Origin of the sequence: Bradyrhizobium sp. cir1, assembly GCF_014198245.1 — a bacterium.
Classification (GTDB): Bacteria; Pseudomonadota; Alphaproteobacteria; order Rhizobiales; family Xanthobacteraceae; genus Bradyrhizobium.
In genome coordinates this window covers 284,692-308,829 of the sequence record NZ_JACIHE010000001.1, presented here as the reverse complement: position 1 = coordinate 308,829, position 24,138 = coordinate 284,692, and the positions used below count along the sequence as shown (strand labels likewise).

Sequence of the window (24,138 nt, the reverse complement as noted above, 5' to 3'; positions counted from 1 at the left end):
CCACCATATCGCTCGTCTTGGAAAATGGTGGGCACGGCGCAAGAGCGCCTTTGCCCACCCTACGAGATCTCGCTTCCCCTCACGCCGCCTTCTTGCTCTCCGCGAGCTGCGCCAGCTGCCGCATGATCTCCGTGGTGCCGGCGAGACGCTCCTCCGGCGTCTCCCAGTCCTGCAGGAACACCACCTTCATGTCGGGCCGCACTTTCGCGGCCTGGCCATGGCTGCGGATGAAAGTGACGAGGCGATCGGGATAGGCGAAGGAATTGTCGCGGAAGACGATGACGGCGCCCTTCGGGCCGGCGTCGATCTTCTCGACATTGGCGCGGCGGCAGAACGCCTTGATCGCGGCGACCTTGAACAGGTAGCGCACCTCGTCCGGCAGCACACCGAAGCGGTCGCGCATCTCGGCGCCGAAGTTTTCGATCTCCTCCTCGGTATCGAGATCGGCGAGGCGCCGGTACAGCGACAGCCGCACCGAGAGGTCGCTGACGTAATCCTCGGGGATGAGCACGGGCATGCCGATCGTGATCGACGGCGACCAGCGGTCGGCGGCGGGCTCGGACACCCCGGCCTTGAGGTTGACGATCGCCTCCTCCAGCATCGACTGGTAAAGCTCGAAGCCGACCTCCTTGATGTGGCCGGACTGCTCCTCGCCGAGCAGATTGCCGGCGCCGCGGATGTCGAGGTCGTGGGAAGCGAGCTGGAAGCCGGCGCCCAGCGTCTCCAGCGATTGCAGCACGGTGAGCCGGCGTTCGGCCTGCGCGGTGATCTTCTGCTGCGCCGGCAGCGTGAACAGCGCGTAGGCCCGCAGTTTCGAGCGGCCGACGCGGCCGCGGAGCTGATAGAGCTGGGCGAGGCCGAACATGTCGGCGCGGTGCACGATCAGCGTGTTGGCGTTGGGGATGTCGAGGCCGGATTCGACGATCGTCGTGGACAGCAGGATGTCGAACTTGCCGTCGTAGAACGCGGTCATGATGTCCTCGATCACGGCGGGCGGCATCTGCCCGTGCGCGACCGCGACCTTCATCTCCGGCACGTTCTTGTCGAGGAAGTCCTTGACCTCGGCCAGATCGTCGATGCGCGGCACCACGTAGAACGCCTGGCCGCCGCGATAACGCTCGCGCAAGAGCGCCTCGCGGATCATCAAGAGATCGTGCGGAGCGACGAAGGTGCGCACCGCGAGGCGGTCGACCGGGGGCGATGCAATGATCGAGAGCTCGCGCACGCCGGTCAGCGCCAGCTGTAGCGTGCGCGGGATCGGCGTCGCCGACAGCGTCAGCACATGCACTTCGGAGCGCAGCGCCTTCAGCCGCTCCTTGTGGGTAACGCCAAAATGCTGCTCCTCGTCGACGATGACGAGGCCGAGGTCGCGGAACTTGATCGCCTTGCCGAGCAGCGCATGCGTGCCGACGACGACGTCGACCGACCCGTCGGCGATGCCCTTCTTGACCTGGTTCAGCTCCTTGGTCGCGATCAGGCGCGAGGCCTGCGCCACGTTCACCGGAAAGCCCTTGAAGCGCTCGGTGAAGGTTTTGGCGTGCTGGCGTGCCAGGAGCGTGGTCGGGACCACGACCGCGACCTGCTTGCCTTCGAGCGCAACGGCGAAGGCCGCACGGAGCGCCACCTCCGTCTTGCCGAAGCCGACGTCGCCGCAGATCAGGCGGTCCATCGGACGGCCGAGCTCGAGGTCCTTCAGGGTGGATTCGATCGCGCCGAGCTGGTCCTCGGTCTCGTCATAGGGAAAGCGCGCACAGAACTCGTCGTAGAGGCCCTGCTGCACCGGCAGCTTGGGCGCTTCGTGCAGATGGCGCGCGGCCGCGATCTTGATCAGCTCGCCCGCGATCTCGCGAATGCGGTTCTTCAGCTTTGCCTTGCGGGTCTGCCAGCCCGAGCCACCGAGACGATCGAGCTCGACCGTGGTCTGATCCGAGCCGTAGCGGGACAAGAGCTCGATGTTCTCGACCGGTAGAAACAGTTTTGTCTCGGCGGCATAATGCAGCTCGAGGCAGTCATGCGGCGCGCCGGCAACATCCAAGGTCTGCAGGCCGATGAAGCGGCCGATGCCGTGCTCGACATGGACGACGATGTCGCCGGCGGCAAGGCTCGTCACCTCCGAGATGAAATTGTCGAGCTTGCGGCTGGCCTTGCGCGGCCGCACCAGGCGGTCGCCCAGAATGTCCTGCTCGCTGATGAGTGCGATCTCGTCGGTCTCGAAGCCGCTCTCAAGGCCGAGCACGGCGAGCATGGTCTCGTTGCGCGGCGTCGCCTGCACCGTCCGCCAGCTGTTGACGCTGGTGGTATGGGCGAGCTTGTGGTCGCGCAGCATCGAATTCATGCGGTCGCGGGAGCCTTCGGTCCACAGCGCGATCACGACCTTCTTGCGCTGCGCCTGCAGCGCCATCACGTGGCTGACGACGGATTCGAACACGTTGACGGTGGTGTCGTTACGCTCCGGCGCGAAGTCGCGGCCCTTGCGTGCGCCGGCATCGACGACGCTGGTGCCGTCGGTCGGCACCGAGAACGGCGTCAGACGCGCCAGCGGGATGTCACCGAGACGCTTGGTCCATTCCTCGTCGGTCAGATACAGCCGGTCGGGCGGCAGCGGCTTGTAGATGGCACCGCCGCCGGGATGCTCCATCGCCTCGCGGCGGGCCTGGTAGTAGTCGAGGATCTGCTTGAAGCGCTCGCGCACGGCGTCCTCGGCCTGCGGCTCGATCGCAACAGTCGCCCCTTGCAGATAATCGAACAGCGTGTCCATCCGGTCCTGGAACAGCGGCAGCCAGTGCACCATTCCGGGATGGCGGCGGCCTTCGCTGACGGCCTCGTACAGCGCATCGTCGCGCTCGGGCGCGCCGAACTCGGCGACATAGCCCATGCGGAAACGGCGGATGGTGTCGGTGACGAGCTGGAACTCGGAGACCGGCACGAGGTCGAGCGATCGCATGTCGAGCAGCGTGCGCTGGGTCTCGGCATCGAAGGAGCGGATCGATTCCAGGCTGTCGCCGAAGAAATCGAAACGCACCGGCTGCTCGAGGCCGGCCGGAAACAGGTCCAGAATGCCGCCGCGCACCGCGTATTCGCCGGGCTCGCGCACGGTGGAGGAACGATTGTAGCCGTTGTGCTCGAGCCAGGCGACGACGGTATCCATCGGCACCACATTGCCCGGTGCGACCGACAGCGCCTGCGCTGCGACGAGCTCGCGCGCGGGCACGCGCTGCACCACCGCATTCACCGTGGTCAGCACGATCAGCGGCTTGTCGCTGCCGGTGAGCGAAGCGAGCCGCGCCAGCGTTGTCAGGCGCTGCGCGAGAATGCCGCCATGCGGCGAGACGCGGTCATAGGGCTGGCAGTCCCAGGCCGGAAAGGTCAGCACCGGCAGATCGGGCGCAAAGAATCTGAGCGCGCGCTCGAGCTGCTGCATGCGCGCGCCGTCGCGGCAGACCACCGCGAGGCTGACCGCCGGTTTCTTCGGCCGCGCCGCGATGGCGCGGGCGAGATCGGAAACGACGAGGCCTTCCGCGCCTTCCGCGACATTGGCGAGCGTCAGCGCGCGGCCGGGCGTGAGCAGCTCGGCCGGCGATTTCATCCCCTGCTTCATAAATTGCCGTCCGCGATCGCAAACGCCTTGATGCGGGCAAACAGCGCGCCGGTGACGTCAGCCGGCAGCACCTTGTCGCCGGTGATGGCGGCATAGAGGTCGGGATCGTTGACCTCGAGCAGGCGCTCGAGCTCGCCGAGCTCGGTCTCGGACAGGTTGCCGATCTCGGCATCGGCGAATCGGCCGAGGATCAGGTCCATCTCGCGCGTGCCGCGGTGCCAGCAGCGGAACAGAAGCCGCTTGCGGCGGTCATCCAGCCCGCTGCTCGATCGTGTCGTTCCCGTCATGTCTCAAATCCAGTCAAACGCAGAAAGCCCGGACGTGCCGGGCGGGGGTGATATAGCCACTCGAGGTGCCCATGTCAGCCCTCGATTTGCGCCTTCGATTTGATCTGGCCCGCCGCCCGCGTCGGGACGCGAAAAAAGCCGTGGATGCCAGGCATAAAGCCGGGCATGACGGGCCGAAACGATCCTAGATTCGCTCTCATGCGCCCCAGCCTGCTCAATCCGCTGTTTGCTCCCGTGACCAGCCTGCCCGGCGTCGGTCCGAAGCAGGACAAGCTGCTGCAGTATCTGCTCAGCCGCAGCGAGACGTCGCGGCTGGTGGACCTGCTGCTGCATCTGCCGAGCCAGGTCATCGACCGCCGCGCCAGGCCCAAGATTCGCGACGCGGCCGTGGGAACCATGGTGACGCTGGAGGTCACCGTCGATCGCCACCGCCCGCCCCCGCCGCGCAACGCGCGCGCGCCGTATCTGGTCTATGCCAGCGACGATACCGGCGATGTCGTGCTGACCTTCTTCCGCGCCAAGCCCGGCTATGTCGAAAAGCTGCTGCCGATGGGCGAGAAGCGTTACGTCTCCGGCACGCTGCAGATGTATGACGGCATTCCGCAGATCGTGCATCCCGATCGTGTACTGGACGAGGAGGCGATTTCGAAACTCTCCGGGATCGATCCGGTCTATCCCCTGACCGAGGGCCTCGCGCTCGGCTCACTCCGCCGCGCGATCGCGCAGGCGCTGCAGAAGCTCCCCGCCCTGCCGGAGTGGATCAGCCCCGAGGTGCTGCGCCGCTGCCACTTCCCGCCAATCGCGGAGGCGCTCAATCGCGTGCACCAGCCGGTCGAATTGACGGACATTTTGCCGGACCGACCGTTCTGGTCCCGCCTCGCCTTCGACGAGCTCTTGGCCGGCCAGCTCGCACTCGCCCTGATCCGCGCCCAGCTGCGCCGCCCCGCCGGCGTGCGCAATGCCGGCGACGGGCACCTGCGCAACAAGATCATCGACGCCCTTCCTTACGCGCTCACACCCTCCCAGCGCAGCGCCGCCGCCGCCATCGCCGAGGACCTGAAGCAGCCGGTGCGCATGCTGCGCCTGCTTCAGGGCGACGTCGGCTCGGGCAAGACGGTCGTGGCGCTGCTCGCGGCCGCCGCGGTGGCCGAAGTCGGCAAGCAGGCCGCGCTGATGGCGCCGACGGAAATCCTGGCACGCCAGCACATCAAGACCATTGCCCCGCTCGCCGAGCGCGCCGGCCTGCGAGTCGCCATCCTCACCGGCCGCGAAAAGGGCAAGGAGCGGCGCGAGTTGTTGGCACAACTCGAAGCCGGCGAGATCGACCTCCTCGTCGGCACCCATGCGCTGATCCAGGACGACGTGATCTTCAAGGACCTCGCGCTCGCCATCGTCGACGAGCAGCACCGCTTTGGCGTGCGCGAGCGCCTTGCGCTGACGTCCAAGGGCGAAGCGGTCGACGTGCTGGTGCTCAGCGCAACCCCGATCCCGCGCACGCTGGTGCTGACCTATTTCGGCGACATGGACATCTCGGAGCTGCGCGAAAAGCCCGCCGGCCGGCAGCCGATCGACACCCGCGCGGTGCCGATGAGCCGGATCAGCGAGGTCATGGAGGGTGTCGGCCGCGCGCTCGAAGCCGGTAAGCTGGTCTACTGGATCTGCCCGCTGGTGGATGAATCCGAGGCCGAAGGCACCGAGCACCTCACCAATGCGACCAAGCGTTTCGAAAGCCTGCAAAAGCGCTTCGGCGACCGCGTCGGCCTCGTCCACGGCCAGATGAAGGGCACCGAGAAGGACCGCGTGATGGGCCAGTTCGCCGCCCACGAGATCGGACTCCTTGTCGCGACCACCGTGGTCGAGGTCGGCGTCGACGTGCCCGCCGCCACCATCATGGTGATCGAGAATGCCGAACGCTTCGGCCTTGCCCAGTTGCACCAGCTGCGCGGCCGCATCGGCCGCGGCTCGGAAGCCTCGACCTGCATTTTGCTTTATGGCGAGCCGCTCGGCGAGATGTCGAAGGCACGCCTGAAAGTGATCCGCGAGACCACCGACGGCTTCCGCATCGCCGAGGAGGATCTGAAGCTGCGCGGCGAAGGCGACGTGTTAGGGGTGCGCCAGAGCGGCCTGCCCGGCTACCGCATCGCGCGCTCGGAGGTCCACGGCCAGCTCATCACCCAGGCTAGAGACGAGGCGCTGCGCATCCTCAAGGACGATCCCAAGCTCAAGGGCGAGCGCGGCGAGGCGCTGCGATGCCTGCTGTATCTCTACGAACGCGATGAGGCGATCCCGCTGATCGGGGCGGGTTAGCCCTCTGCCCTTCGCCGCCCGATTTCGTACGCCGCCACATGCGCGCGGGCGAGGTCCAGCAGCGGTGTGTCGATGCTGAGCGTGCGAGCCCGATTGGCCATATCGCCCAGAATATGGTCCGCCTCGGTGATCGAGCCGCGCTCGATGTCGCGCAGCATCGAGGCCTTCAGCGGCGAATCCAGCGTGGTGAACAGTTTTCGGTCGAACTCGATGAACGGCGCGCGTGGCTCGAAACCTGAAGCCGTCGCAACAGTGCAACATTCCGCAAACAGGCGGAAGATGGACTGCTCGCCGTTCGGCACGGCCAGGATGTCTCCGATACTCGCGCGCATCAGGCAGGTGATGCCGGCGAGCGTCGAGAGCTGGACGAATTTCTCCCACATGTCCTGCATGATCGCCTCGCTGGCGCGCACGTCGATGCCGGGGACCTGCAGCAGTGTCTCCAGCGCGAGCGCACGCTCGCTCAACGTCCCATCGATCTCGCCAAAGACAATCGTCTGATTGGCCATGAACTGGACGACACGACTATCCGCATCGAGCCCGGCGCTGACATTCGCGAGCCCGCCGAGGACGCGCGCAGCGCCGAACCTTGTTGTCAGGGCATCGAGATGCTTCAACCCGTTGAGAATCGGCAAAATCATCGTGTTGGGGCCGATGGCGGCCGCAAACTGGCTCATGGCGTCGTCAAGCGAGTAGGCTTTCACGCCGACGAGCACGACGTCGAACGGCTCCCTGAGATCGCTGGCCAGAAGAATCTTCGGCCGCACGGCGAAGTCGCCGTGCGGGCTCACGACCTGCAATCCGTTCCGCCGCAATTGCTCGGCCCTCGCGGGCCGCACCAGAAAGGTCACGTCGCGGCCCGCGCGGACGAGGCAAGCTCCGTAATAGCCGCCAAGCGCGCCAGCGCCGATGACAAGCACTCTCATTCGAACTCCCATGCGCCTGCTTCCGCAGAGTAACAGATGGGGATCGCGACGTCTCCTCCCCGTCATTGCGAGCGAAGCGAAGCAATCCAGAGTCCCTCCGCGGAAAGATTCTGGATTGCTTCGCTTCGCTCGCAATGACGATGTGGGTGGAGCTCGGCACACGTTGTACGCTTGAGACGCGACCGGGACATCCAGGGCTTTCCGCAGCCGGTTTCGGCAGCTCCGGACGACTAGGTCTTCTTCCGCGCGATGCTCGCAGCGAATGCCTTCATCAGCTCCGCATCTACAGCCTTGCCATTCGCATCCTCCGCGAGGTGCTCGAACCAGCGCGCAAAACCCTCATAGATCTGGCTGGCCGGGTGGTCGGCTCCAAGGAAGCCGGAAATCTCCCGCATCTCCGCGACCCAGCGATAGGCTTTTGGAATCATGTCCGGCAGCGCCACTTCGAGCCGCGCCAGAATGGCGGGCTGGCTCAGCGCCAGCTCGTCACGCAGCGCATCGGCCGCGCCCGCCTCTGTCGCCGCGATCACCATGGCCGAGCCGATGCCGGCGAGGCCCTTGACGATGCCGGCGTAGGACATTTTCAGCGCGGAGGCGGCGCCGACCGGTCCCTCGACGATCCGCACGTCGAGGCCGAGATCCTTCAGCACGGCGACCTCCTTCGCATGCTCGCCGGACATGTAGAAGGCCGGGCTCTTGCCGCCGGGCTGCGGCGGAAAGCCGATGATGCCGCCATCGACGAACGGCGCCTGCGCCGAGCCGATGATCTCCTCGATCCGTTGCACAGTATCGACATTGACGGCGTTGCAGTCGACCACGACCGGCTTCCTGGCGCGCCGGACGATCAGCGCGGCCAGGCGTTCGGCGAGTGCCACGGCCTCACCCGGCGGCACGATCGAGAGGATGATGTCGGCGTCGGCAATCGCCTCGTCCTCGGCGCCGATCATGCCGGCATCGGCAGCCCGTTTCAGCGTCGCCTCGCTGCGGCCTTTCAAGGAGGTCAGCACGCGCGCGCCGTTTTCGCTGAGGCGGCGGGCCACGGCGCTGCCCATGGCGCCGGGTGCGAGGATCGCAATCGTTTTGGACATCGTGCACTCCAGGTCGATTCCGAGCGACGTGCTCAGATCGACCGAAGACTAGCAGAGGATGCGAGTCCTTGCGTGAACGCGGCCATCCCGCAGCGGAATGGCCCTACTCCACCTTCGCAGGCTGGGGCTTGAGCGTCGAGGCGTTGGCGATGCGCGCGGCATTCGCCATGCCTGCGAGCGCGGCGGCCTTCTTCGGGTCGGGCGCCGAGCCCGGCTGCACCACGCCGGCCGACATAATCAGCGTCGCGGCGTCCTCGGCGCTGAGGTCGACCTCGATGATCTTGCTCTTGGGCACGTAGAAGAAGAAGCCGGTGGTCGGGTTCGGCGAGCACGGCAGGAACACCGAGACATGCTCCTCCCCCGGCAGGCTGCGGGCGATGTCCTCGCTCGGCGATTGCGAGATCAGCACGATCGACCACATGCCGGGCGAGGGAAACTCGACGAGGCCCACTTTGCGGAAGCTCGAGCCCTTGCCCGAGAACAGCGTCTCGAACACCTGCTTCAGGCCGCGATAGATGGCGCGCACCGCCGGGATGCGGCCGAGGAAGGTCTCGCCGACATCGACCAGGGTGCGGCCGATCAGGTTCGCCGCGAGGAAGCCGACCAAGGTCAGCGTGAAGAATGCGACAATCAGTCCCCAGCCGGGGACGCCATAGGGCAGATAGGTTTCCGGACGATAGGCCAGCGGCACGAACGGCCGTACCACGCCGTCGACCCAGGTGACGAACCACCAGACCAGATAGAGGGTGATCGCAATCGGCCCCGTCACCACGAGGCCGGTCAGGAAATAATTGCGGAAGCGGCCCATCAGGCCGGTATGCGGTTCCGGAGCGGGATCAAGCGGCGCAGGGACGTCGTCGCGGGTGGTCATTCGGGTTCCAGGTCGGTCGCTGCACTCAAGCTAGGGTTTTCTAGCAGGTTTTGGAAGAGTGCAGCACCGATCCCTTCTGCCTATTCCACGGTCACCGATTTCGCGAGATTGCGCGGCTGATCGACGTCGGTGCCCATGATGACAGCCGTGTGATAGGCGAGCAGCTGCACCGGGACGGCATAGACCATCGGCGTGAACGCCGCCGCCATGTCGGGCATGACGATGGTGACGAGGGAATCCACGGTCGCCTCCTCCGCGCCCTTGGCGTCGGTCATCAGGATGATCCTGCCACCGCGGGCGGCGACCTCCTGCATGTTCGAGACGGTCTTCTCGAACACCCGGTCATAGGGTGCGATGACGACGACCGGCATGGTCTCGTCGATCAGCGCGATCGGGCCGTGCTTGAGCTCGCCGGCAGCATAGCCCTCGGCGTGGATGTAGGAGATCTCCTTCAGCTTCAGCGCGCCTTCGAGCGCGAGCGGAAAGCTGGTGCCGCGGCCGAGATAGAGCACGTCGCGTGACTTCGCGATCTCGCGCGAGAGCTTCTCGATCTGCAGCTCCGTGGTGAGCGCATCCGACATCAGGCGCGGGACCTCGACGAGACCGTGAACCAGCTTGGTCTCGTCCTCGTCGGACAATTCGCCTCTGGCCTTGCCGGCGGCGATGGCGAGATTGGCGAGCACCATAAGCTGGCAGGTGAAGGCCTTGGTCGAGGCGACGCCGATCTCGGGTCCGGCCAGCGTCTGCAGCACGGTCTCGCTCTCGCGCGCGATGGTCGAGGTCGGCACGTTGACGACGGCGATCGTGTGCACGCCCTCGGCCTTGGCGTAGCGCAGCGCCGCCAGCGTGTCGGCGGTCTCGCCCGACTGCGAGATGAAGATGGCGAGATCGCCCTTGCGCAAGGGCGCCTCGCGGTAGCGGAATTCAGAGGCGACGTCGACCTCGACCGGCACGCGCGCAAAGCGCTCGAACCAGTATTTTGCGACGAAGCCGGCATAGCTCGCGGTGCCGCAGGCGGTGATGTTGATGCGCTGGATGGTCTTGAAATCGAACGGCAGCTTGACCGGCAGCGCGACGCGCTCGGTCGCCATGTCGACATAGCGTGCCAGCGTATGGCCGACCACCTCCGGCTGCTCGTGGATTTCCTTGGCCATGAAGTGGCGGTAATTGGCCTTGTCGACCAGCGAGGTCGAGGCTGCGTGCTTGATCTTCTCGCGCTGGACGGCGTGACCGTCCTTGTCGAAGATCGTCGCGCTCTTCCGGGTCAGCACGACCCAGTCGCCGTCCTCGAGATAGCTGATCGTGTCGGTGAAGGGGCCGAGTGCGATGGCGTCGGAGCCGAGATACATCTCGCCGTCGCCATAGCCAATCGCGAGCGGCGGGCCGTTGCGGGCGCCGATCATGAGGTCGTTGTCGCCAGCGAAGATGAAGCCGAGCGCGAACGCGCCGCGCAGGCGCCCCAGCGCCAGCTTCACCGCTTCCACGGGCTTGTTGCCGCGCGTGAGCAGATCGTCGACGAGATGCAGCACGATCTCGGTGTCGGTCTCGGTGTGGAACACCGCACCCTTCTTCTCGAGCTCCTCGCGCAGCTCGCGGAAATTCTCGATGATACCGTTGTGGACGACGGCGACGCGCTCGGTCGCATGCGGATGGGCGTTGTTGACGGTCGGCCTGCCATGGGTGGCCCAGCGGGTGTGGCCGATGCCGGTCGTGCCCTTGAGCGGCTCGGCTTCCAGCCGCTTCTCCAGATTCTTCAGCTTGCCCTCGGCGCGGCGGCGTTCGAGATGCTTGCCCTCGAGCGTGGCGACGCCCGCGGAATCATAGCCGCGATATTCAAGACGTTTGAGCGAATCCACCAATTGCTCTGCAACCGGCTCGCGCCCGAGAATGCCGACAATCCCGCACATGCGGATCAATATCCCCCAAATCGTCGAAAAATCGCCAAAACGACGCGCTCAGTTTTTAGCGAAATTCCGAGGGAACCATATACTCAATAATTATTGCTGATTGAGACAGCATTCGCCGGCACCATTGCCTTGCCTGCGTCGATGTGGCCGGCCTTTAACCCCGCACGTTAACTTGTTGTCAACAAGTTTGACCAACGATTCCGGTCAGGAGAACAAGGCCATGAAGGGCTCATCCGACCGCAAAGGTCTGTCGTCGTTGTATCTGCGTGCCAGCGAGACCTCGGGCACGCACCTCGCCCATTGGCCGCCGCCCCAGCGCGGAAAGGAAAGCAAGCCGGTCTTCGTCAAGCATAAGCAAGGTGAGCCGGCCAAGCGCGCCAAGCCGCGCGGCTGGCGCCTGACCCGCGCGATCTTCTCCGAATTCGCCGACGACGAATAGCGGCGCGCCTCACCACCCCAGCACCAGGGCAAAGACGAGGAAAACGACGAACGCCCAGAACGCCAGGCCGGTGACCAGCGATGCGGTCTCGGTTGGGCGGGGCTCGCCGACCTGTTCCAGCACCCATCGTCCCGGCGGCTTGATGACGTTCTCGACGAGGAATGAGATCGTATCGTCGATGAAGTCGTCGTCCATGAACGCAGCCCTAACAGCACCGATCGGGGCCGGCACCTTGCCACTCACTTCTCCGGCTTCTTGCCGCCGGTCTTCATCTCGCGATAGCGCGCCGCGCCGCCTTCCCTGATGGTCTGCTGGTTGCGCTCCAGCGCCATGGCGTCGTCGGGCACGTCCTTCGTGATCACCGAGCCCGAGCCGATATAGGCGCCGTTGCCGATTGTGACCGGTGCGACCAGCGATGAGTTGGTACCGACGAAGGCGCCCTGCCCGATGACAGTCTTGTGCTTCTTGAAGCCGTCGTAATTGCAGGTGATGGTACCGGCGCCGATGTTGGAATTGGCGCCGACGGTGGCGTCCCCGATGTAGGAGAGATGGTTGACCTTGACGCCGGCCTCCAGCGTCGCCGCCTTGGTCTCCACGAAATTGCCGATGCGCGCGCCGTCGCCGAGCGAGGTGCCGGGACGAAGCCGCGCATAGGGGCCGATCGAGACCTTCTTGCCGAGCGTGGTCTCGACGATGTGCGAGAAGGAATGGATTACCGCACCGTCGGCGATCGACACGCCCGGGCCGATCACCACGAACGGCTCGATGGTGACGTCCTTGCCGAACACGGTGTCGGCGGACAGATACACGGTCTCCGGCGCGATCAGCGTGACGCCGGCTTCCATCGCCGCTTTCCGCAGGCGCGCCTGCATCACGGCTTCCGCTTCCGCGAGCTGCGCCTTGGTGTTGATGCCTCGCACCTCGTCCTCGCTGGTCTCGATCACCACGGACTCCCATCCCTGCTTGCGGACGATTTCGACCGCGTCCGTCAGATAGTATTCGCCCTTGGAATTGGCATTGCCGATTTGCCCAAGGATTTCGAGCGCGCGGCGTCCGTCGATCGCCATCACGCCGGCATTACACAGATCGATCTTGCGCTCGGCTTCGCTGGCATCGGCCTGCTCGCGGATCGCGACCAGGCGGTCGCCCTCGACGATGAAGCGGCCATAGCCGGTCGGGTCGGCTGCGCGAAAACCGAGTGCGGCAATCGCCGCGCCCTTGGCAAGAGGCGCGCGCAGCCGCGCAAAGGTCTCGGCCGAGATCAGCGGCGTGTCGCCGAATGCGATCAGGAGATCATCGGCGCCGCGCGCGATGGCCTCACATGCCGCCAGCACCGCATGCGCCGTGCCGAGGCGTTCGCGCTGCACGAAGGTGAGCGCGTCGGGGCGGATGCGCCTGGCTTCATCCGCCACAGCCTGATGGTCGGGGCCGATCACGACGGCGAGCGAGGTGCCGGTTCCCTTCGGTGCGGCGGCGAGCACGTGGGCGAGCAGGCTCTGGTGAGCGACGGGATGCAGCACCTTCGGCAGGCTCGATCGCATCCGCGTGCCTTCACCGGCGGCGAGCACGATCGTGAGGCTGGAACGGACGGTCATCGCAATCCTGTCAGATACGGCCGAATCAATTGGCGGCAGGCCGCCCTCGTAAGCTGCCGCCTTGCTACCCCCGCAAACGCCCGGAATTCAAGTGCGACCGAGTTTTCCTGTTAATGTTCCCTGATTGATTCGGGGAAGCCGGACAGGGCTGGGCATTTAACGTTCATGGCAAAGGATTCCGACCCACTGGCGGACGCCTTCGGCACGAAGGAGACCGGCGGGCTGTTCTCCGGACTTTTGGCCGAGGAAAGCACGTTCGACCGCCGCATGCTGTGGCGGCTGGGCTCGTGGGGCGTCGCGGCCGTCGGCGCCGTCGTCGTCGCCGTGATGGCCAACCAGGCCCAGCTCGGCTGGCGCCGTGACCAGGTGGCGTCTGCCGATCTCGCGCGCCAGGCCGACCGGCTGCAGCTGCTGTCCAGGGAAAGCCAGAACGAGGCGCGCCGCCTCGCCGCCGCCATCGAGACGCTGAACACCGATCGCGACCGGCTCTATTCGCGCGTCACCGTGCTGGAGCAAGGGCTCGATTCCGTCACCGGCGCGATCGCGAGGCAAAGCGCAAAGCAGCAGGACACGCCGGCCCCTGAGGCGCAGCCCGCAGCGGCTGCGCCCAGCGTCGGGCCAGTCGCCTCGGTGCCGGCGCCATCCGGCGACAAGCCGCGCGCGACCGCCAAGGACCAGGCGCCCGCAAAGGACGCAGCCAAGGAGCCGGCAAATCCGCCGCCGCAGACCGCGGCTGCCGCATCGTTGGTGTCGCAGGCGCCGGCAACGACCTCGGCGCTGCCGATGCTTCCGCTGGTGCCGTCCAAGTCGATCATGGCGCCGCCTGATCCCGCCGCATCCAAGCTGGTTCAGCCTGAGGCGGAGAAGAAGCCGGAGCCCGCGGCGGCCCCGATCGAAGTCGCTGCGGCCGCACCAGCCAGGGCGCCGGAGACGGCCGAGAGCGAAGCGCCGGCGATCGCGGTCCAGCAGACGCGTTTCGCGATCGACCTCGGCGGCGCCAACTCGATCGACGGCCTGCGCGCGCTCTGGCGCGGCGTGACCAAATCCAATCCGGAAGTCGCAGTGCTGCGGCCGATCATCATGATCAAGGAAGGCACGAGCGGCCTCGGCATGCAGCTGCGCTTAGGGGCCGGTCCGCTGATCAACGCCGCCGCCGCCGCAAAGCTCTGCGCCGGGCTATCCGAGAGCAACCGCCACTGCGAGACCACCGTGTTCGACGGCCAGCGGCTGTCGATGCGTGGCGGTTCGGAGAAGGGGCAAGACAAGGGACAAGAAAAGGCACAGGAGAAGTCCCAGGACCGGGTTCAGGAGAACAACTCCGAGAAGACGCAGGACACCGCGCCGCAAGCCGAGACCGCGCCGGCGCCCGCGCCAAATGCAAAACCGGACAAGCGCCGCCGCAGCTATTCCTCCAAGCGCTCGTCGAAGCGCGAAGAGCCCGCGCCTGCCCCGGCACCGCAGCAGCCCGCGCCGCAGGCAAAGCCGGAGACGGCGTCGGCGGGATCGACGCTGACGTCATTCTTCAGGCGGTAGTGAGCTTCCCTCTCAGGGAGCAGAAAGTCGAAGCACCGGCGATCGGCAACATATTCGCGCAGTGAATCCTGTTCCAGATTTTCTCGGGCAGACTTGCCGAAAACCTCCACCTCCCCTGTTGCCCCCTCCCTTCATCCCGACCATATTGCGCCTATGACAAAAAAGCCCTTCCGCCTCACGCCCTACCAGGTGCAGTTCCTGATCGTCGTCGGATTCGTCACCGTCGGCTGCGCGCTCTACGTGCGCTATCTCGCGATCGAGTTTTCGCAGGTCGCTCTCGCCTGCGACGCCGGGCTGCAGACGCTGATCTGCAAGTCGCGGTCGGTCTCGACCGTGCTGTTCAAGAACTCGGTGTTCGGCATCGTCGCGCTGGTGGTTGCGACGCTGAACCTGATGCGGCCCTCGATCGTGCTGCTCACGGTCGGCCTCGTCGCGGCCGGCCTCGGCATTGTGCTCTACAATGTCGTGCTGTCGGGCCTCGCGATCGGCCTGTTCATTCTTGGGTTTGCTCGGCCCGCGCCCGCCACAGCGTGAGCGCGAACAACAGATAGATCGTGCAGGTCCACAGCGACTGCCAATTGTCGCGGCCTTCGTTGACGAGCACGAACACGGCCGACAGCGCCAGCACGCCCGCGAACACCGCTTCGGCGATCGGACGCTGGCCGATCTGCGGCCGGTTCAGCATCAAAAGCGCAAACGGCACCACCGCCATCGTCAGCGCGGCGTAGGGAAAATCCTTGTAGCGCGGGTCGAACACGAAGCCGAGCGCGGTCTCGGCCGCGATCACCGCGGTCACCGCCAGCGTCAGGCCGAGCACGGCGGTGAGCTTCGACCATTTGCGCCCCTCACGCGGGCCGAGCAGATCGAGGAAGGTCGGAAGACTGCGGCCGATCACCATCGCCTGCGCGCAGAAGATCGGCGACAGGATCCCGGCGAGCAGCAGCGCGCCCCAGAGCAGCCAGCCGCCGATCCCGTAGCTCTCGTAGTACATCTTGTCGGCGCCGATCCCGAGCAGGATGCCCGCCGTCGTCGCCGAGATGCCGACGCCGAGCCAGGCCGAGAAGCGCGGCGTCCACGGCCGCCGGCGCAGCGTGATCAGCGCCACCGCGAACACCAGCACGCACAGGCCCATGCCGGCGCCCATGTACCATTTCCAGTACAGGAAATTGCTGATCGGCTGACCCGGCGGATATTTCAGGTTCCGGCGTACGGAATCATAAAGACCCCAATAGCCGCCGACGGTGCCTTCCAGCCTGCGCTTCCAGGGCTGGTCGTAGGACTCGATCAGGTTGACGCGGAACTTCTGCGCCTTCGCAAGGCTGAGGATTTCCGAGACCACGCGCGCCTGGTTGGTGCGCGACGGCAGCGCGCCTTCGCGCATGCGCCCCTCGCTCGGCCAGCCGGTCTCGCCGATCAGGATTTCCTTGCCCGGGAATGCCACCGCCATGCGCTCGCGGATTGCCTCGACATGGGAGGCGGCGAATTTCGCCTTGACCGGGAAATCCTCCCAATAGGGCAGGATGTGGATGGTGACGAAGTCGACGGCGTCATGGACCTCGCGGTTCTTCAGCCAGAATTCCCAGACATCGGCATAGGTGACGGGCACGCTCACCTGCGCCTTCACCGAGCGGATGATGGAGACGAGGTCGGCGGTCGTCATCTCGCCGCGCAGCAGCACCTCGTTGCCGACGATGACCGCGGTGATGACGTTGGGGAAGTCCTTGGTGAGACGGACGGCGAGCGCGGCCTGCTCGAGATTCTTGGTGCGGTTGCTGGAGAGCCAGATGCCCTGCAGCACCTTCAGCCCGCCGACCTTGGCGGCGATCGCCGGCACCTGGTCGAGCCCATTCTCCATGGAATAGGTGCGGACGCAGTCGGTGATCTCCTTGAGCTGGCGCAGGTCCTGCTCGATCTGGTCGGCCTCGATATGCGTCCATGCATCCAGCGGCGACTGCTCGCCGCGGAACGGCGCATAGGAGACGCATTGAACCTTGTCGGCGGGATCGATCGGGGCGCGCGCGAGCGTGATTGGCGTGGCCAGCCACCACCACACGGCAGCAATCGCACCCAGTGAAACGAGCAGAAGCGCCAGTGGCGTACGAAGAGAAATCGGTTCCGTCCTCCGCGAAGGGCCGTCGATTACCTGCATCCACGCCATCTGCCAAGGGGGCACACCGGATGGATCCCTCGCGCCCCCAAGGAATTTACCTGCGGCCGTTCGACAGAGGCCTAGGATTGTGACTTTGCTGGACAAAATTCGAAATTCAGGTCATGGGACTCGGCGGGAATTTTCCGCCGCATTGGAGACCCATTTGGACGCCATCACGGCGCGTCCGCGGGATCCTGACGCGGGCGGTCAGTGGAGAAGTTGGGGAATTCATGCGGCAACGGGTGCGTCAGTCACGAAATGCGGTCCTGCGGCAGTTCGCCGCCACCTTGGCCGTCTCCGCCCTTCTCGGTCTGGCCGGCCTCAATGGTGCCTCGGCCCAGAGCGGCACGCCGGCCCCCGACCAGGGCAAGGCCGCGGCCCAGCCCGCCGATGCCGCCAAGGACGCCGCCCAGAACCAGCGCCGCACCGACGAGTTCGCCGAAGCCGCCCAGGTCATCAACGGCCCGGCCGGCAACCCCGAATGCGTCTGGCTCGGCCGGCGCGTGGTGCGGCTGATGTGGCGGGATGACCTCGATACCGCCTTCCGCCATCTCGACCTGTACGACCGCTTCGGCTGCCCCGGCGGCCATATTCAGGCGGCGTTCCGCTGCCTGACGCGCTTCGGCGGCCAGATCGATCCCAAGGTCGCCGAGACCCTGGATAGCCGCGTGCACGCTTGCTGGATCAACCCGGCCTCCCAGCCGCAGCAGGCAGCAGCCAGCGCTTCCCAGCCGGCAACGCCGACCACCGGCAATGCGCCCGCCCCCCAGCCGGCCGCGAGCCCCTCGCCTGCGGCAAGCCCGACACCGGCGCCGCAGAAATAGTCGCCGGTCGTTTCAGCTCTCGTTCAGGAACGATCGGCCATAGACGCGGTTGGCACTGCCGCGCGTCGTTCGAAAAGCCCATGCCCTCATAAGGACATGAGCCCATGACAGTTGTGAAACCGCGCGGCAGAGGTATGCTCCATTTGCCGCGGACTCGGTCGGATCTCGGGGTCAGATCCGCTTCCCTGCCACCTCAGCCCCTTTTGGTTTAGCCGCGATGCGCGTTGTCGCCGCCGTTCTGTTGCTTGTGTCCGCGCTTCACGCTGGGCTGTGGGGAGTCTTGCGCGACAAGGAACCCGCTCCCGACTTCAAGGGCCTCTTGCCCAGCGTCTCCTACGCGCCGTTCGAAGGCTCGGCCCACCCCGACATCGACAACATCCCGTCGATCGAGAAAATCCGCGCCGACCTGAAGACGCTGTCGACCATGACGCGCGCGATCCGCCTCTATTCGTCCACGGGCGGCGTGGAACTGGTGCCGCCGATCGCGGCCGAGTTCGGCCTCAAGGTCACCGTCGGCGCCTGGATCGACAAGGACAAGGATCGCAACGAGCGCGAGATCAAGGCCGCCATCGAGCTCGCCCGCAAGAACAGCAACGTCGTCGGCGTCGTGGTCGGCAACGAGGTGATCTACCGCGGCGAGCAGAAAGTCGAAGACCTCATCGACATGATCAAGAAGGTGAAGGGCTCGGTCCGCGTGCCCGTCACGACCGGCGAGATCTGGAACATCTGGCGCGACAATCCCGACCTTGCCTCCAACGTCGATTTCATCGCCGCCCACGTGCTGCCCTATTGGGAAAACTTCCGCTCGGACCAGGCGGTCGACCAGGCCGTCGACCGCTACAATTTGCTGCGCAACCTGTTCCCCGGCAAGCGCATCGTGATCGCCGAGTTTGGCTGGCCGAGCCAGGGCTACAATTTGCGCAACGCCGACCCCGGTCCGTTCCAGCAGGCGCTGACCTTGCGCAACTTCGTCGGCCGCGCCGAAGCCATCGGCATGGAATACAACATCGTCGAGGCCATCGATCAGCCCTGGAAATTCTTCGAAGGCGGCGTCGGTCCGTACTGGGGCATTCTCAACGCCAGCCGCGAGCCGAAATTCGCCTGGACCGGCCCGGTGGAGAACCCCGACTACTGGAAGCTGATGGGAATCGCGCTGCTGGTCGGCATCCTCCTGTCGCTGCCGATCCTGCGGCTGCAGCAGCCGACGGCGAAGCAGGCGTTCCTGCTGTCGGCCACCGCCAATGGCGTCGGCGCCTGGGCCGCGACCGTGTTCGCGTTCTGGAACGGGCACTATTTCATCTTCGGCTCGGCCTTCGCGCTGACGCTCGGCATGATCCTGCTTGTTCCGCTGGTGCTGATCGCGATGGCGCGCATCGACGAGATCGCGGCGGTCGCCTTCGGCCGCCCGCCGCAGCGGCTGCTTACCAAGGGCAAGCCGGTCGAGAACGTGCCGGAGAACTACTATCCGAAGGTCTCGATCCACATCCCGGCTTATTATGAGCCGGTCGACATGCTGAAGCAGACGCTCGATGCGCTGTCGCGGCTGAACTATCCGAACTACGAATGCGTCGTCATCATCAACAACACGCCCGATCCCGCCTTCTGGCAGCCGATCCAGGACCATTGCCGCGCGCTCGGTGAACGCTTCAAGTTCATCAACGCCGAGAAAGTGCAGGGCTTCAAGGCCGGTGCGCTGCGGATCGCGATGGACCGCACCGCCGTCGATGCCGAGATCATCGGCATCCTCGATGCCGATTACGTCGTCGAGCCCGACTGGCTGAAGGACCTCGTGCCGGCTTTCGCCGACCCGCGCGTCGGCCTCGTTCAGGCGCCGCAGGAGCATCGCGACGGCGACCTGTCGATCATGCACTACATCATGAACGGCGAATATGCCGGCTTCTTCGACATCGGCATGGTCCAGCGCAACGAGCTCAATGCCGTCATCGTGCACGGCACGATGTGCCTGATCCGCCGCGCCGCGATGGACATGGCCGGCGGCTGGTCAAGCGACACGATCTGCGAGGACTCCGATCTCGGCCTTGCGATCCAGGAGCTCGGCTGGGTCACGCACTACACCAACACCCGCTACGGCGCCGGCCTGTTGCCGGACACCTACGAGGCCTTCAAGAAGCAGCGTCATCGCTGGGCCTATGGCGGCCTGCAGATCGTCAAGAAGCACTGGCGCCGCTTCCTGCCGGGCGCGAGCCGGCTGACGGCGGACCAGAAGCGCGAATACGGCCTCGGCTGGCTGAACTGGCTCGGCGCCGAAAGCCTCGGCGTGGTCGTGGCGCTGCTCAACCTCGTCTGGGTGCCGATCGTCGCCTTTGCCGACATTGCCATTCCCGACAAGATCCTGACGCTGCCGATCATCGGCGCCTTCATCGTTTCGCTGGTGCACTTCCTGTCGATGTACCGCGCCCGCGTCGCGATCAAGCCGGGCCAGATGCTGGGCGCCATGATCGCGGCGATGAGCGTGCAATGGACGGTGTCGCGCGCGGTGGCGCAGGGCCTGATCACCGAGCACATCGCGTTCGCGCGCACCTCGAAGGGCGGCCTGTCCAGGATGTCGATCGAGTTCCAGGCGTTCTGGGAGGCCGTGATCGGCACCCTGCTTCTGGTCGGCGCCGGCGTGCTGGTCGCTTCCAACAGCTTCCGGCAGATCACCGAGATCTACATCTTCGCCGGCGTGCTGGTGCTGCAAAGCCTGCCGTTCCTGGCCGCGGTTGCGATCGCCATCCTCGAGCTCAGCCGCATCAACTCGTTCCAGTTCTGGCGCGACAGCGCGATCCGCACCGCCGAGCTGATCGGCCTCCGCCCGGTCGCCCTGCCGACCCCGGCGGGAACGCCGCAGCCTGTGCCGAACGAGGTCCGGCGCGAGGCGAACTGACGGACCGGACCAAACCCGGGCGCCTCGGACCCCGTGATTAAAAGTCACGGGCTCTTTGGGCGTGGATGACGGCCCACCAATCGGGTTGAAAATCTCGGCCTAAACGACGGATACCGCGAGCAAATCCCCGCTCCTGCCGTGAGTTTCGGCAGCCGCCCCCGCTATTGACCTCCGCAGCCACTCCTCTTACACAGCGCGGGCCGAAAGTATGATCCGGAAACAGCCGGTTTTCCCCGCAACGCGAGTTCAGCGTGGCGGCAAGACATGCTTCTCGAATGTCCGAAGACGATGGCAATCTCTTTGTCGAAGCCATCCGCGGCCATGGGAGCGCGTAGCTCAGCCGGTAGAGCACGTGACTTTTAATCACGGGGTCCTGGGTTCGAGCCCCAGCGCGCTCACCAAAAAGATCAATAGCTTACGCTACTCCACAAGCCTCCTCCTCGTCCGTCGGGTAACGTCTAGGTAACGCCTCCTCGTCCTCCGGAGCCGTCGCATGCTGCCCCAACTAGACAGCGACGTCTTCTTGGGGAAGTCTGGCCATACCCTTATAGGTTGTGAAAAGCCGCGATTCGCTTGGGGCTCTTGCAAATGAAGCGTATCTATCGACCGGCTAAACCGCGCTCTCTCCCGCGGCGTCAACCTATGGTGAGCAATACCCCCGGTCAGCGGAATGACCGCTTCGGCTGGAACACTTTTATTATGACGCTTAGCACCGCTGCATCGGCAGCAGCAGCTGTGTTTACGGCTTGGTTTGCATTCAATGCGCTCGAGCAAATCGCAGAGGCCAAGAAACAAACGATCGCCGCGCAAGAGCAAGTAGCCATCAGTCGGGCGGCACAACGCCCCTGGATCTCTGCAGAGGTGAGCGTCAGGGCCGCCCTGCAGCCCGGCTACGACAATACCTATCTGCTTAAGCTCAAGACGAAGCTGAAGAATGTCGGAGAGACGCCAGCACAACAAGTCATCGCGGCTTTTGATTTCGCAATCGTAAACCAATCCGTACTTGATGATATCGGTGCCCCGACGAGTGAACTGCAGCAAAAACAGCCGAGCACCTGTACAAGAAATCCACCCGGCCCTTATTTCACAGGCTCTACGATTTTCCCCGACCAGCAAACAGAGCAAGAAGACGTTTTATTCATCCCTATTCGTGAGTGGGAAGAGAAAGCCAAACCCCACGTCTACGTCTATGTAGTTGGCTGCGTCGTGTACTATTCAGCTGCTGATCAGAGAGATCACACAACAAACTTTTCCTACCATGTTTTCATCAAGGGAAAAGACGATGGAGGCTTCCCTCGCAACCCCACCAACATCCGTGTCGAGCAGATCGGGACAGCGACGCTGGGTGCAGCCGAATTATTCCGCGCCGACTGAGAGACTGATCCAGGGATTACGGTGCCAGTGCACTAAACCGTACCTTGCCAGGCCATAGTCGCTCTCGCCGACGGCCCCCGTGATTAAAAGTCACGTGCCTACCGGCCGAGCTACGGCGGCAATCAATCCGAGCCCGTAGGATGGGTTGAGCCCTTGCGAAACCCATCACTCGTTGCGATCAGCGCCGCTGCGATCCGCGATCGATTATCGCAGCAATCCTCGAAGGACCGCGGAGTAGCCGACCTAATTGATTGCCGGCGATGGGTTTCGCAAGGGCTCAACCCATCCTACCGCGCTGTAACCGGATTACGGTGACAGTGCACTCAACCTTGACCGTTCCAACCGCCCTCCCCCAAAATGCCGCGAGACAACACCGACGAAAGGTGTAGGATTCGAGAAAATAGGAGGGAGCGGCATGTTTGAAATCAGCGGTTTCGACACGGCAGGCGTCGTCAGTCTCAAACGGCCTTCGCTCGCCGCCGCCCTCAAGAAGGCCAAAGAGCTGGTCGAAGACGGCTGCTGGGACGTTCAGGTCGTTGATCCCACTGGCCGGGTCTACACCTCATTCGAGGAGCAGGCCGCCTAGCCACTCCGCCTTCGCTATTCGGAAATCAGCCCCCATCAGTTCGCCAGCGCGGGCCGACAACGCAACCGACCGCGGTGGCTATCCGCCTCGGCCGACATTGGACGAGGCACTGTTCAGCCAGCGCTGCGTTGCTTCATCGCTCCAGCCGGGAACTGCGAAGCGCGCCCGAGGATTTTCGTCTGCGCCGAAACGGTCGACCGCGGGATAGCGCGGATGATGTGTACGGGAGCGATGCGCCGTCGCAGCGTTCGCGGCGGTACACAGGACGAGCAACAGACCCATGACCAGAACAGAGCGCATCGTACCAGCTCCAATCGAACGCCGTCCGGGTTGATGTGATGCGTCAACGATCCCGCCGCAATCCAGCGCGGCATCACAGCTCAGCGATGGACACGTGACGGCAACGCCGTTGCGGCGGCACGGACCAGCCCTCAACTGCCGCGCGCCATGCCGTTGCCAATCAACTCGTTTGGGAGCACGCTCTCTCCAGGCGCTCAAGACGCCGCACAGGGAGAAACACATGAAGGAACATGGCCTGGATGGCCGCCACCGCGACAAGGATAGCCGGATCAGCAAGAAGCACGGCAACACGCTGGTCGGCACGTTGCGCAAGATCTACGGAAGAGGTTTTGCGGCCGGCTATCCCGATACGACCCAACTCAGCGAGGTGCTGCTTCAATTGAACGAGACGTCGCTGAGCCAGTTACGTCGCGATCACGACACCGGACATTTGCAGCACAAGATCGACCACGCCTCGAAGTGACGGGCGCACTCGGCCAACCTTGTTCAGTCAGGGAGCCTTCAGCTTTCCGGAGCCGACGTCGTAGCCGGCGCGGTCAGTGGAGCTCCTCCAACCGACACGGGCCCGACAGGTTTCGACTCCCGAACCAGCAGCCGCTTGCGCATCGCTGCGGACAGTCCATAGCGGGCATTCGCCCGTCGGATGGAGGACGTGACGTCCGACATCATCGTATTCTGCAGCGCGTCGACCTTCGCGATCAGCGTGGAGAGCTGCGACGATATCTTCCTCACATCGACCCGTTCGTCGGTGATGCTCTGCCGCAGGGATAGCAGCACCAATGTATCCTGCTGCTGCAGAACTGCATTTTGCTGCACCAGGGAGCTGTTCTCCTGCAGCGAAGCCGTATGTTGCTGTTGGGCCGCCTGGATATCCTTCAAGGCGGCAATGACCGGATCCGGTTTTGGCGCGGACGATTCCGGGCGCGGAAACAGTTCAGCGAGCTTGCGGACATTCAGCGACGGAAGATCGGTTGGCCATGTGTAGACGGCCGCCGAACCGTTGATGGCGAGGGCACATACCGACAGGGCCAGGACCGATTTCCGGCTGGACCGCCTGGTCGGCACAGGAGCTTCCAGGGCTGCGGGTTCGGGGGCTGCGGCGGCTGCAAGTGCTGCGGGGTCGAGTTGTTCGACGAGGCCTTGCGCTTCGGATGTCGTGGTCATCTGCATTGACCTCATGAGCGAGCGAAAGGAAGCCGTCGCCGGAACGTCGTCGCGACGCCTCCTTTACGCAGCACCCATACACACCTGCCTAAAATTGTGGGCTTTCTGGATTAATTCCACGTTAGCGGCCAGGCCCGGCGCCTCCGGCCGAATACGGGGTTTATGCGACGGGATGACTCAATTAGCTGGGGCTAAGCTGACAATGGGTGTCGCTGCGGCCCACCGAACACCCGGCTCCGCAGGGGGCAGCCTTCACCGCGGCGGATTTTCCGAAGTTGACAGAATGCCACTGTTTTGCCCGAC

The 24,138-nt window shown here is 64.9% G+C and carries 19 protein-coding genes and 1 tRNA gene; 10 read left to right on the top strand and 10 right to left on the bottom strand.

Annotated elements, in window-relative coordinates:
* Positions 1–79 precede the first annotated feature (79 nt).
* Positions 80–3,598, bottom strand: coding sequence for a transcription-repair coupling factor (mfd, locus tag GGD63_RS01480; protein WP_183239134.1), 3,519 nt, complete (start codon positions 3,596–3,598; stop codon positions 80–82).
* Entirely contained in the window at positions 3,595–3,885 is a 291-nt protein-coding gene (locus GGD63_RS01475; RefSeq protein ID WP_183239133.1) for a succinate dehydrogenase assembly factor 2, read from the bottom strand. Before GGD63_RS01475 ends, mfd begins: the two co-directional genes overlap by 4 nt.
* Positions 3,886–4,083: 198 nt before the next feature.
* On the opposite strand from GGD63_RS01475, the gene recG reads away from it, so the two are divergent.
* Complete coding sequence (recG, locus tag GGD63_RS01470) at positions 4,084–6,192, top strand: ATP-dependent DNA helicase RecG (RefSeq protein WP_183239132.1); 2,109 nt, start codon at positions 4,084–4,086, stop codon at positions 6,190–6,192.
* Here the strand turns inward: recG and panE are convergent.
* From panE to glmS, 4 genes are all read right to left on the bottom strand, one after another.
* Positions 6,189–7,118 carry a 2-dehydropantoate 2-reductase gene (gene panE / locus GGD63_RS01465; protein ID WP_183239131.1) on the bottom strand — a complete coding sequence of 310 codons (930 nt, stop codon included), beginning with the start codon at positions 7,116–7,118 and terminating at the stop codon, positions 6,189–6,191. The two genes, recG and panE, sit on opposite strands and share 4 nt — an antisense overlap.
* Positions 7,119–7,348: 230 nt before the next feature.
* Positions 7,349–8,206 (bottom strand): NAD(P)-dependent oxidoreductase, encoded by an 858-nt coding sequence (locus GGD63_RS01460; RefSeq protein ID WP_183239130.1) that lies wholly within the window; start codon positions 8,204–8,206, stop codon positions 7,349–7,351.
* Positions 8,207–8,309: 103 nt separating this feature from the next.
* Positions 8,310–9,077 carry a DUF502 domain-containing protein gene (locus GGD63_RS01455; protein ID WP_183239129.1) on the bottom strand — a complete coding sequence of 256 codons (768 nt, stop codon included), beginning with the start codon at positions 9,075–9,077 and terminating at the stop codon, positions 8,310–8,312.
* A gap of 80 nt (positions 9,078–9,157) precedes the next feature.
* Positions 9,158–10,984, bottom strand: a complete 1,827-nt coding sequence (gene glmS, locus GGD63_RS01450) for a glutamine--fructose-6-phosphate transaminase (isomerizing) (protein ID WP_183239128.1) — start codon at positions 10,982–10,984, stop codon at positions 9,158–9,160.
* A 220-nt stretch (positions 10,985–11,204) separates the two neighbouring features.
* On the opposite strand from glmS, the gene GGD63_RS01445 reads away from it, so the two are divergent.
* Positions 11,205–11,423: a hypothetical protein gene (locus GGD63_RS01445; RefSeq protein ID WP_183239127.1), complete on the top strand. Its 219-nt coding sequence runs from the start codon at positions 11,205–11,207 to the stop codon at positions 11,421–11,423.
* A gap of 9 nt (positions 11,424–11,432) precedes the next feature.
* On the opposite strand, the gene GGD63_RS01440 is transcribed toward GGD63_RS01445, so the two are convergent.
* Together GGD63_RS01440 and glmU are read right to left on the bottom strand one after the other, a co-directional pair.
* Positions 11,433–11,666 carry a hypothetical protein gene (locus GGD63_RS01440; protein WP_183239126.1) on the bottom strand — a complete coding sequence of 78 codons (234 nt, stop codon included), beginning with the start codon at positions 11,664–11,666 and terminating at the stop codon, positions 11,433–11,435.
* Positions 11,663–13,018, bottom strand: a complete 1,356-nt coding sequence (gene glmU / locus GGD63_RS01435) for a bifunctional UDP-N-acetylglucosamine diphosphorylase/glucosamine-1-phosphate N-acetyltransferase GlmU (protein ID WP_183239125.1) — start codon at positions 13,016–13,018, stop codon at positions 11,663–11,665. Before glmU ends, GGD63_RS01440 begins: the two co-directional genes overlap by 4 nt.
* 165 nt (positions 13,019–13,183) lie before the next feature.
* Here glmU and GGD63_RS01430 point away from each other — a divergent pair, with 165 nt between their 5' ends.
* A complete protein-coding gene (locus GGD63_RS01430; protein WP_183239124.1) occupies positions 13,184–14,551 on the top strand; it encodes a hypothetical protein in 1,368 nt (455 codons plus the stop codon).
* Positions 14,552–14,704: 153 nt separating this feature from the next.
* Entirely contained in the window at positions 14,705–15,085 is a 381-nt protein-coding gene (locus tag GGD63_RS01425) for a hypothetical protein (RefSeq protein WP_183239123.1), read from the top strand.
* Here the strand turns inward: GGD63_RS01425 and GGD63_RS01420 are convergent.
* Positions 15,045–16,709, bottom strand: a complete 1,665-nt coding sequence (locus GGD63_RS01420; protein ID WP_183239669.1) for a beta-(1-6) glucans synthase — start codon at positions 16,707–16,709, stop codon at positions 15,045–15,047. The genes GGD63_RS01425 and GGD63_RS01420 overlap by 41 nt on opposite strands.
* 221 nt (positions 16,710–16,930) lie before the next feature.
* Here GGD63_RS01420 and GGD63_RS01415 point away from each other — a divergent pair, with 221 nt between their 5' ends.
* The 6 genes from GGD63_RS01415 (at position 16,931) to GGD63_RS01390 (ending at position 23,134) form a co-directional block, all read left to right on the top strand.
* Positions 16,931–17,524, top strand: coding sequence for a beta-1-3, beta-1-6-glucan biosynthesis protein (locus tag GGD63_RS01415; RefSeq protein ID WP_183239122.1), 594 nt, complete (start codon positions 16,931–16,933; stop codon positions 17,522–17,524).
* Between the two features lie 217 nt (positions 17,525–17,741).
* Positions 17,742–20,411 (top strand): glycosyltransferase, encoded by a 2,670-nt coding sequence (locus GGD63_RS01410; RefSeq protein WP_183239121.1) that lies wholly within the window; start codon positions 17,742–17,744, stop codon positions 20,409–20,411.
* Between the two features lie 325 nt (positions 20,412–20,736).
* Positions 20,737–20,812, top strand: a tRNA-Lys gene (locus GGD63_RS01405).
* A 187-nt stretch (positions 20,813–20,999) separates the two neighbouring features.
* Positions 21,000–21,785, top strand: coding sequence for a hypothetical protein (locus tag GGD63_RS01400; RefSeq protein WP_183239120.1), 786 nt, complete (start codon positions 21,000–21,002; stop codon positions 21,783–21,785).
* 415 nt (positions 21,786–22,200) lie between these two features.
* Positions 22,201–22,371: a hypothetical protein gene (locus GGD63_RS01395; protein ID WP_183239119.1), complete on the top strand. Its 171-nt coding sequence runs from the start codon at positions 22,201–22,203 to the stop codon at positions 22,369–22,371.
* 520 nt (positions 22,372–22,891) lie between these two features.
* Entirely contained in the window at positions 22,892–23,134 is a 243-nt protein-coding gene (locus tag GGD63_RS01390; RefSeq protein WP_183239118.1) for a hypothetical protein, read from the top strand.
* A 38-nt stretch (positions 23,135–23,172) separates the two neighbouring features.
* Here the strand turns inward: GGD63_RS01390 and GGD63_RS01385 are convergent, their stop codons facing one another.
* Positions 23,173–23,841 (bottom strand): hypothetical protein, encoded by a 669-nt coding sequence (locus GGD63_RS01385; protein WP_183239117.1) that lies wholly within the window; start codon positions 23,839–23,841, stop codon positions 23,173–23,175.
* Positions 23,842–24,138 lie beyond the last annotated feature (297 nt).

Excerpts from the sequence above, each read along its gene's own strand:
- GGD63_RS01445 (WP_183239127.1), top strand. The coding sequence starts at position 11,205 with ATGAAGGGCTCATCCGACCGCAAAGGTCTGTCGTCGTTGTATCTGCGT.
- GGD63_RS01460 (WP_183239130.1), bottom strand. The coding sequence starts at position 8,206 with ATGTCCAAAACGATTGCGATCCTCGCACCCGGCGCCATGGGCAGCGCC.
- GGD63_RS01395 (WP_183239119.1), top strand. The coding sequence starts at position 22,201 with ATGTTTGAAATCAGCGGTTTCGACACGGCAGGCGTCGTCAGTCTCAAA.
- glmS (WP_183239128.1), bottom strand. The coding sequence starts at position 10,984 with ATGTGCGGGATTGTCGGCATTCTCGGGCGCGAGCCGGTTGCAGAGCAA.
- GGD63_RS01390 (WP_183239118.1), top strand. The coding sequence starts at position 22,892 with ATGAAGGAACATGGCCTGGATGGCCGCCACCGCGACAAGGATAGCCGG.
- mfd (WP_183239134.1), bottom strand. The coding sequence starts at position 3,598 with ATGAAGCAGGGGATGAAATCGCCGGCCGAGCTGCTCACGCCCGGCCGC.
- GGD63_RS01475 (WP_183239133.1), bottom strand. The coding sequence starts at position 3,885 with ATGACGGGAACGACACGATCGAGCAGCGGGCTGGATGACCGCCGCAAG.
- GGD63_RS01425 (WP_183239123.1), top strand. The coding sequence starts at position 14,705 with ATGACAAAAAAGCCCTTCCGCCTCACGCCCTACCAGGTGCAGTTCCTG.
- GGD63_RS01430 (WP_183239124.1), top strand. The coding sequence starts at position 13,184 with ATGGCAAAGGATTCCGACCCACTGGCGGACGCCTTCGGCACGAAGGAG.
- GGD63_RS01415 (WP_183239122.1), top strand. The coding sequence starts at position 16,931 with ATGCGGCAACGGGTGCGTCAGTCACGAAATGCGGTCCTGCGGCAGTTC.
- GGD63_RS01420 (WP_183239669.1), bottom strand. The coding sequence starts at position 16,709 with ATGGCGTGGATGCAGGTAATCGACGGCCCTTCGCGGAGGACGGAACCG.
- glmU (WP_183239125.1), bottom strand. The coding sequence starts at position 13,018 with ATGACCGTCCGTTCCAGCCTCACGATCGTGCTCGCCGCCGGTGAAGGC.
- GGD63_RS01455 (WP_183239129.1), bottom strand. The coding sequence starts at position 9,077 with ATGACCACCCGCGACGACGTCCCTGCGCCGCTTGATCCCGCTCCGGAA.
- recG (WP_183239132.1), top strand. The coding sequence starts at position 4,084 with ATGCGCCCCAGCCTGCTCAATCCGCTGTTTGCTCCCGTGACCAGCCTG.
- panE (WP_183239131.1), bottom strand. The coding sequence starts at position 7,118 with ATGAGAGTGCTTGTCATCGGCGCTGGCGCGCTTGGCGGCTATTACGGA.
- GGD63_RS01410 (WP_183239121.1), top strand. The coding sequence starts at position 17,742 with ATGCGCGTTGTCGCCGCCGTTCTGTTGCTTGTGTCCGCGCTTCACGCT.
- GGD63_RS01400 (WP_183239120.1), top strand. The coding sequence starts at position 21,000 with ATGAAGCGTATCTATCGACCGGCTAAACCGCGCTCTCTCCCGCGGCGT.
- GGD63_RS01385 (WP_183239117.1), bottom strand. The coding sequence starts at position 23,841 with ATGCAGATGACCACGACATCCGAAGCGCAAGGCCTCGTCGAACAACTC.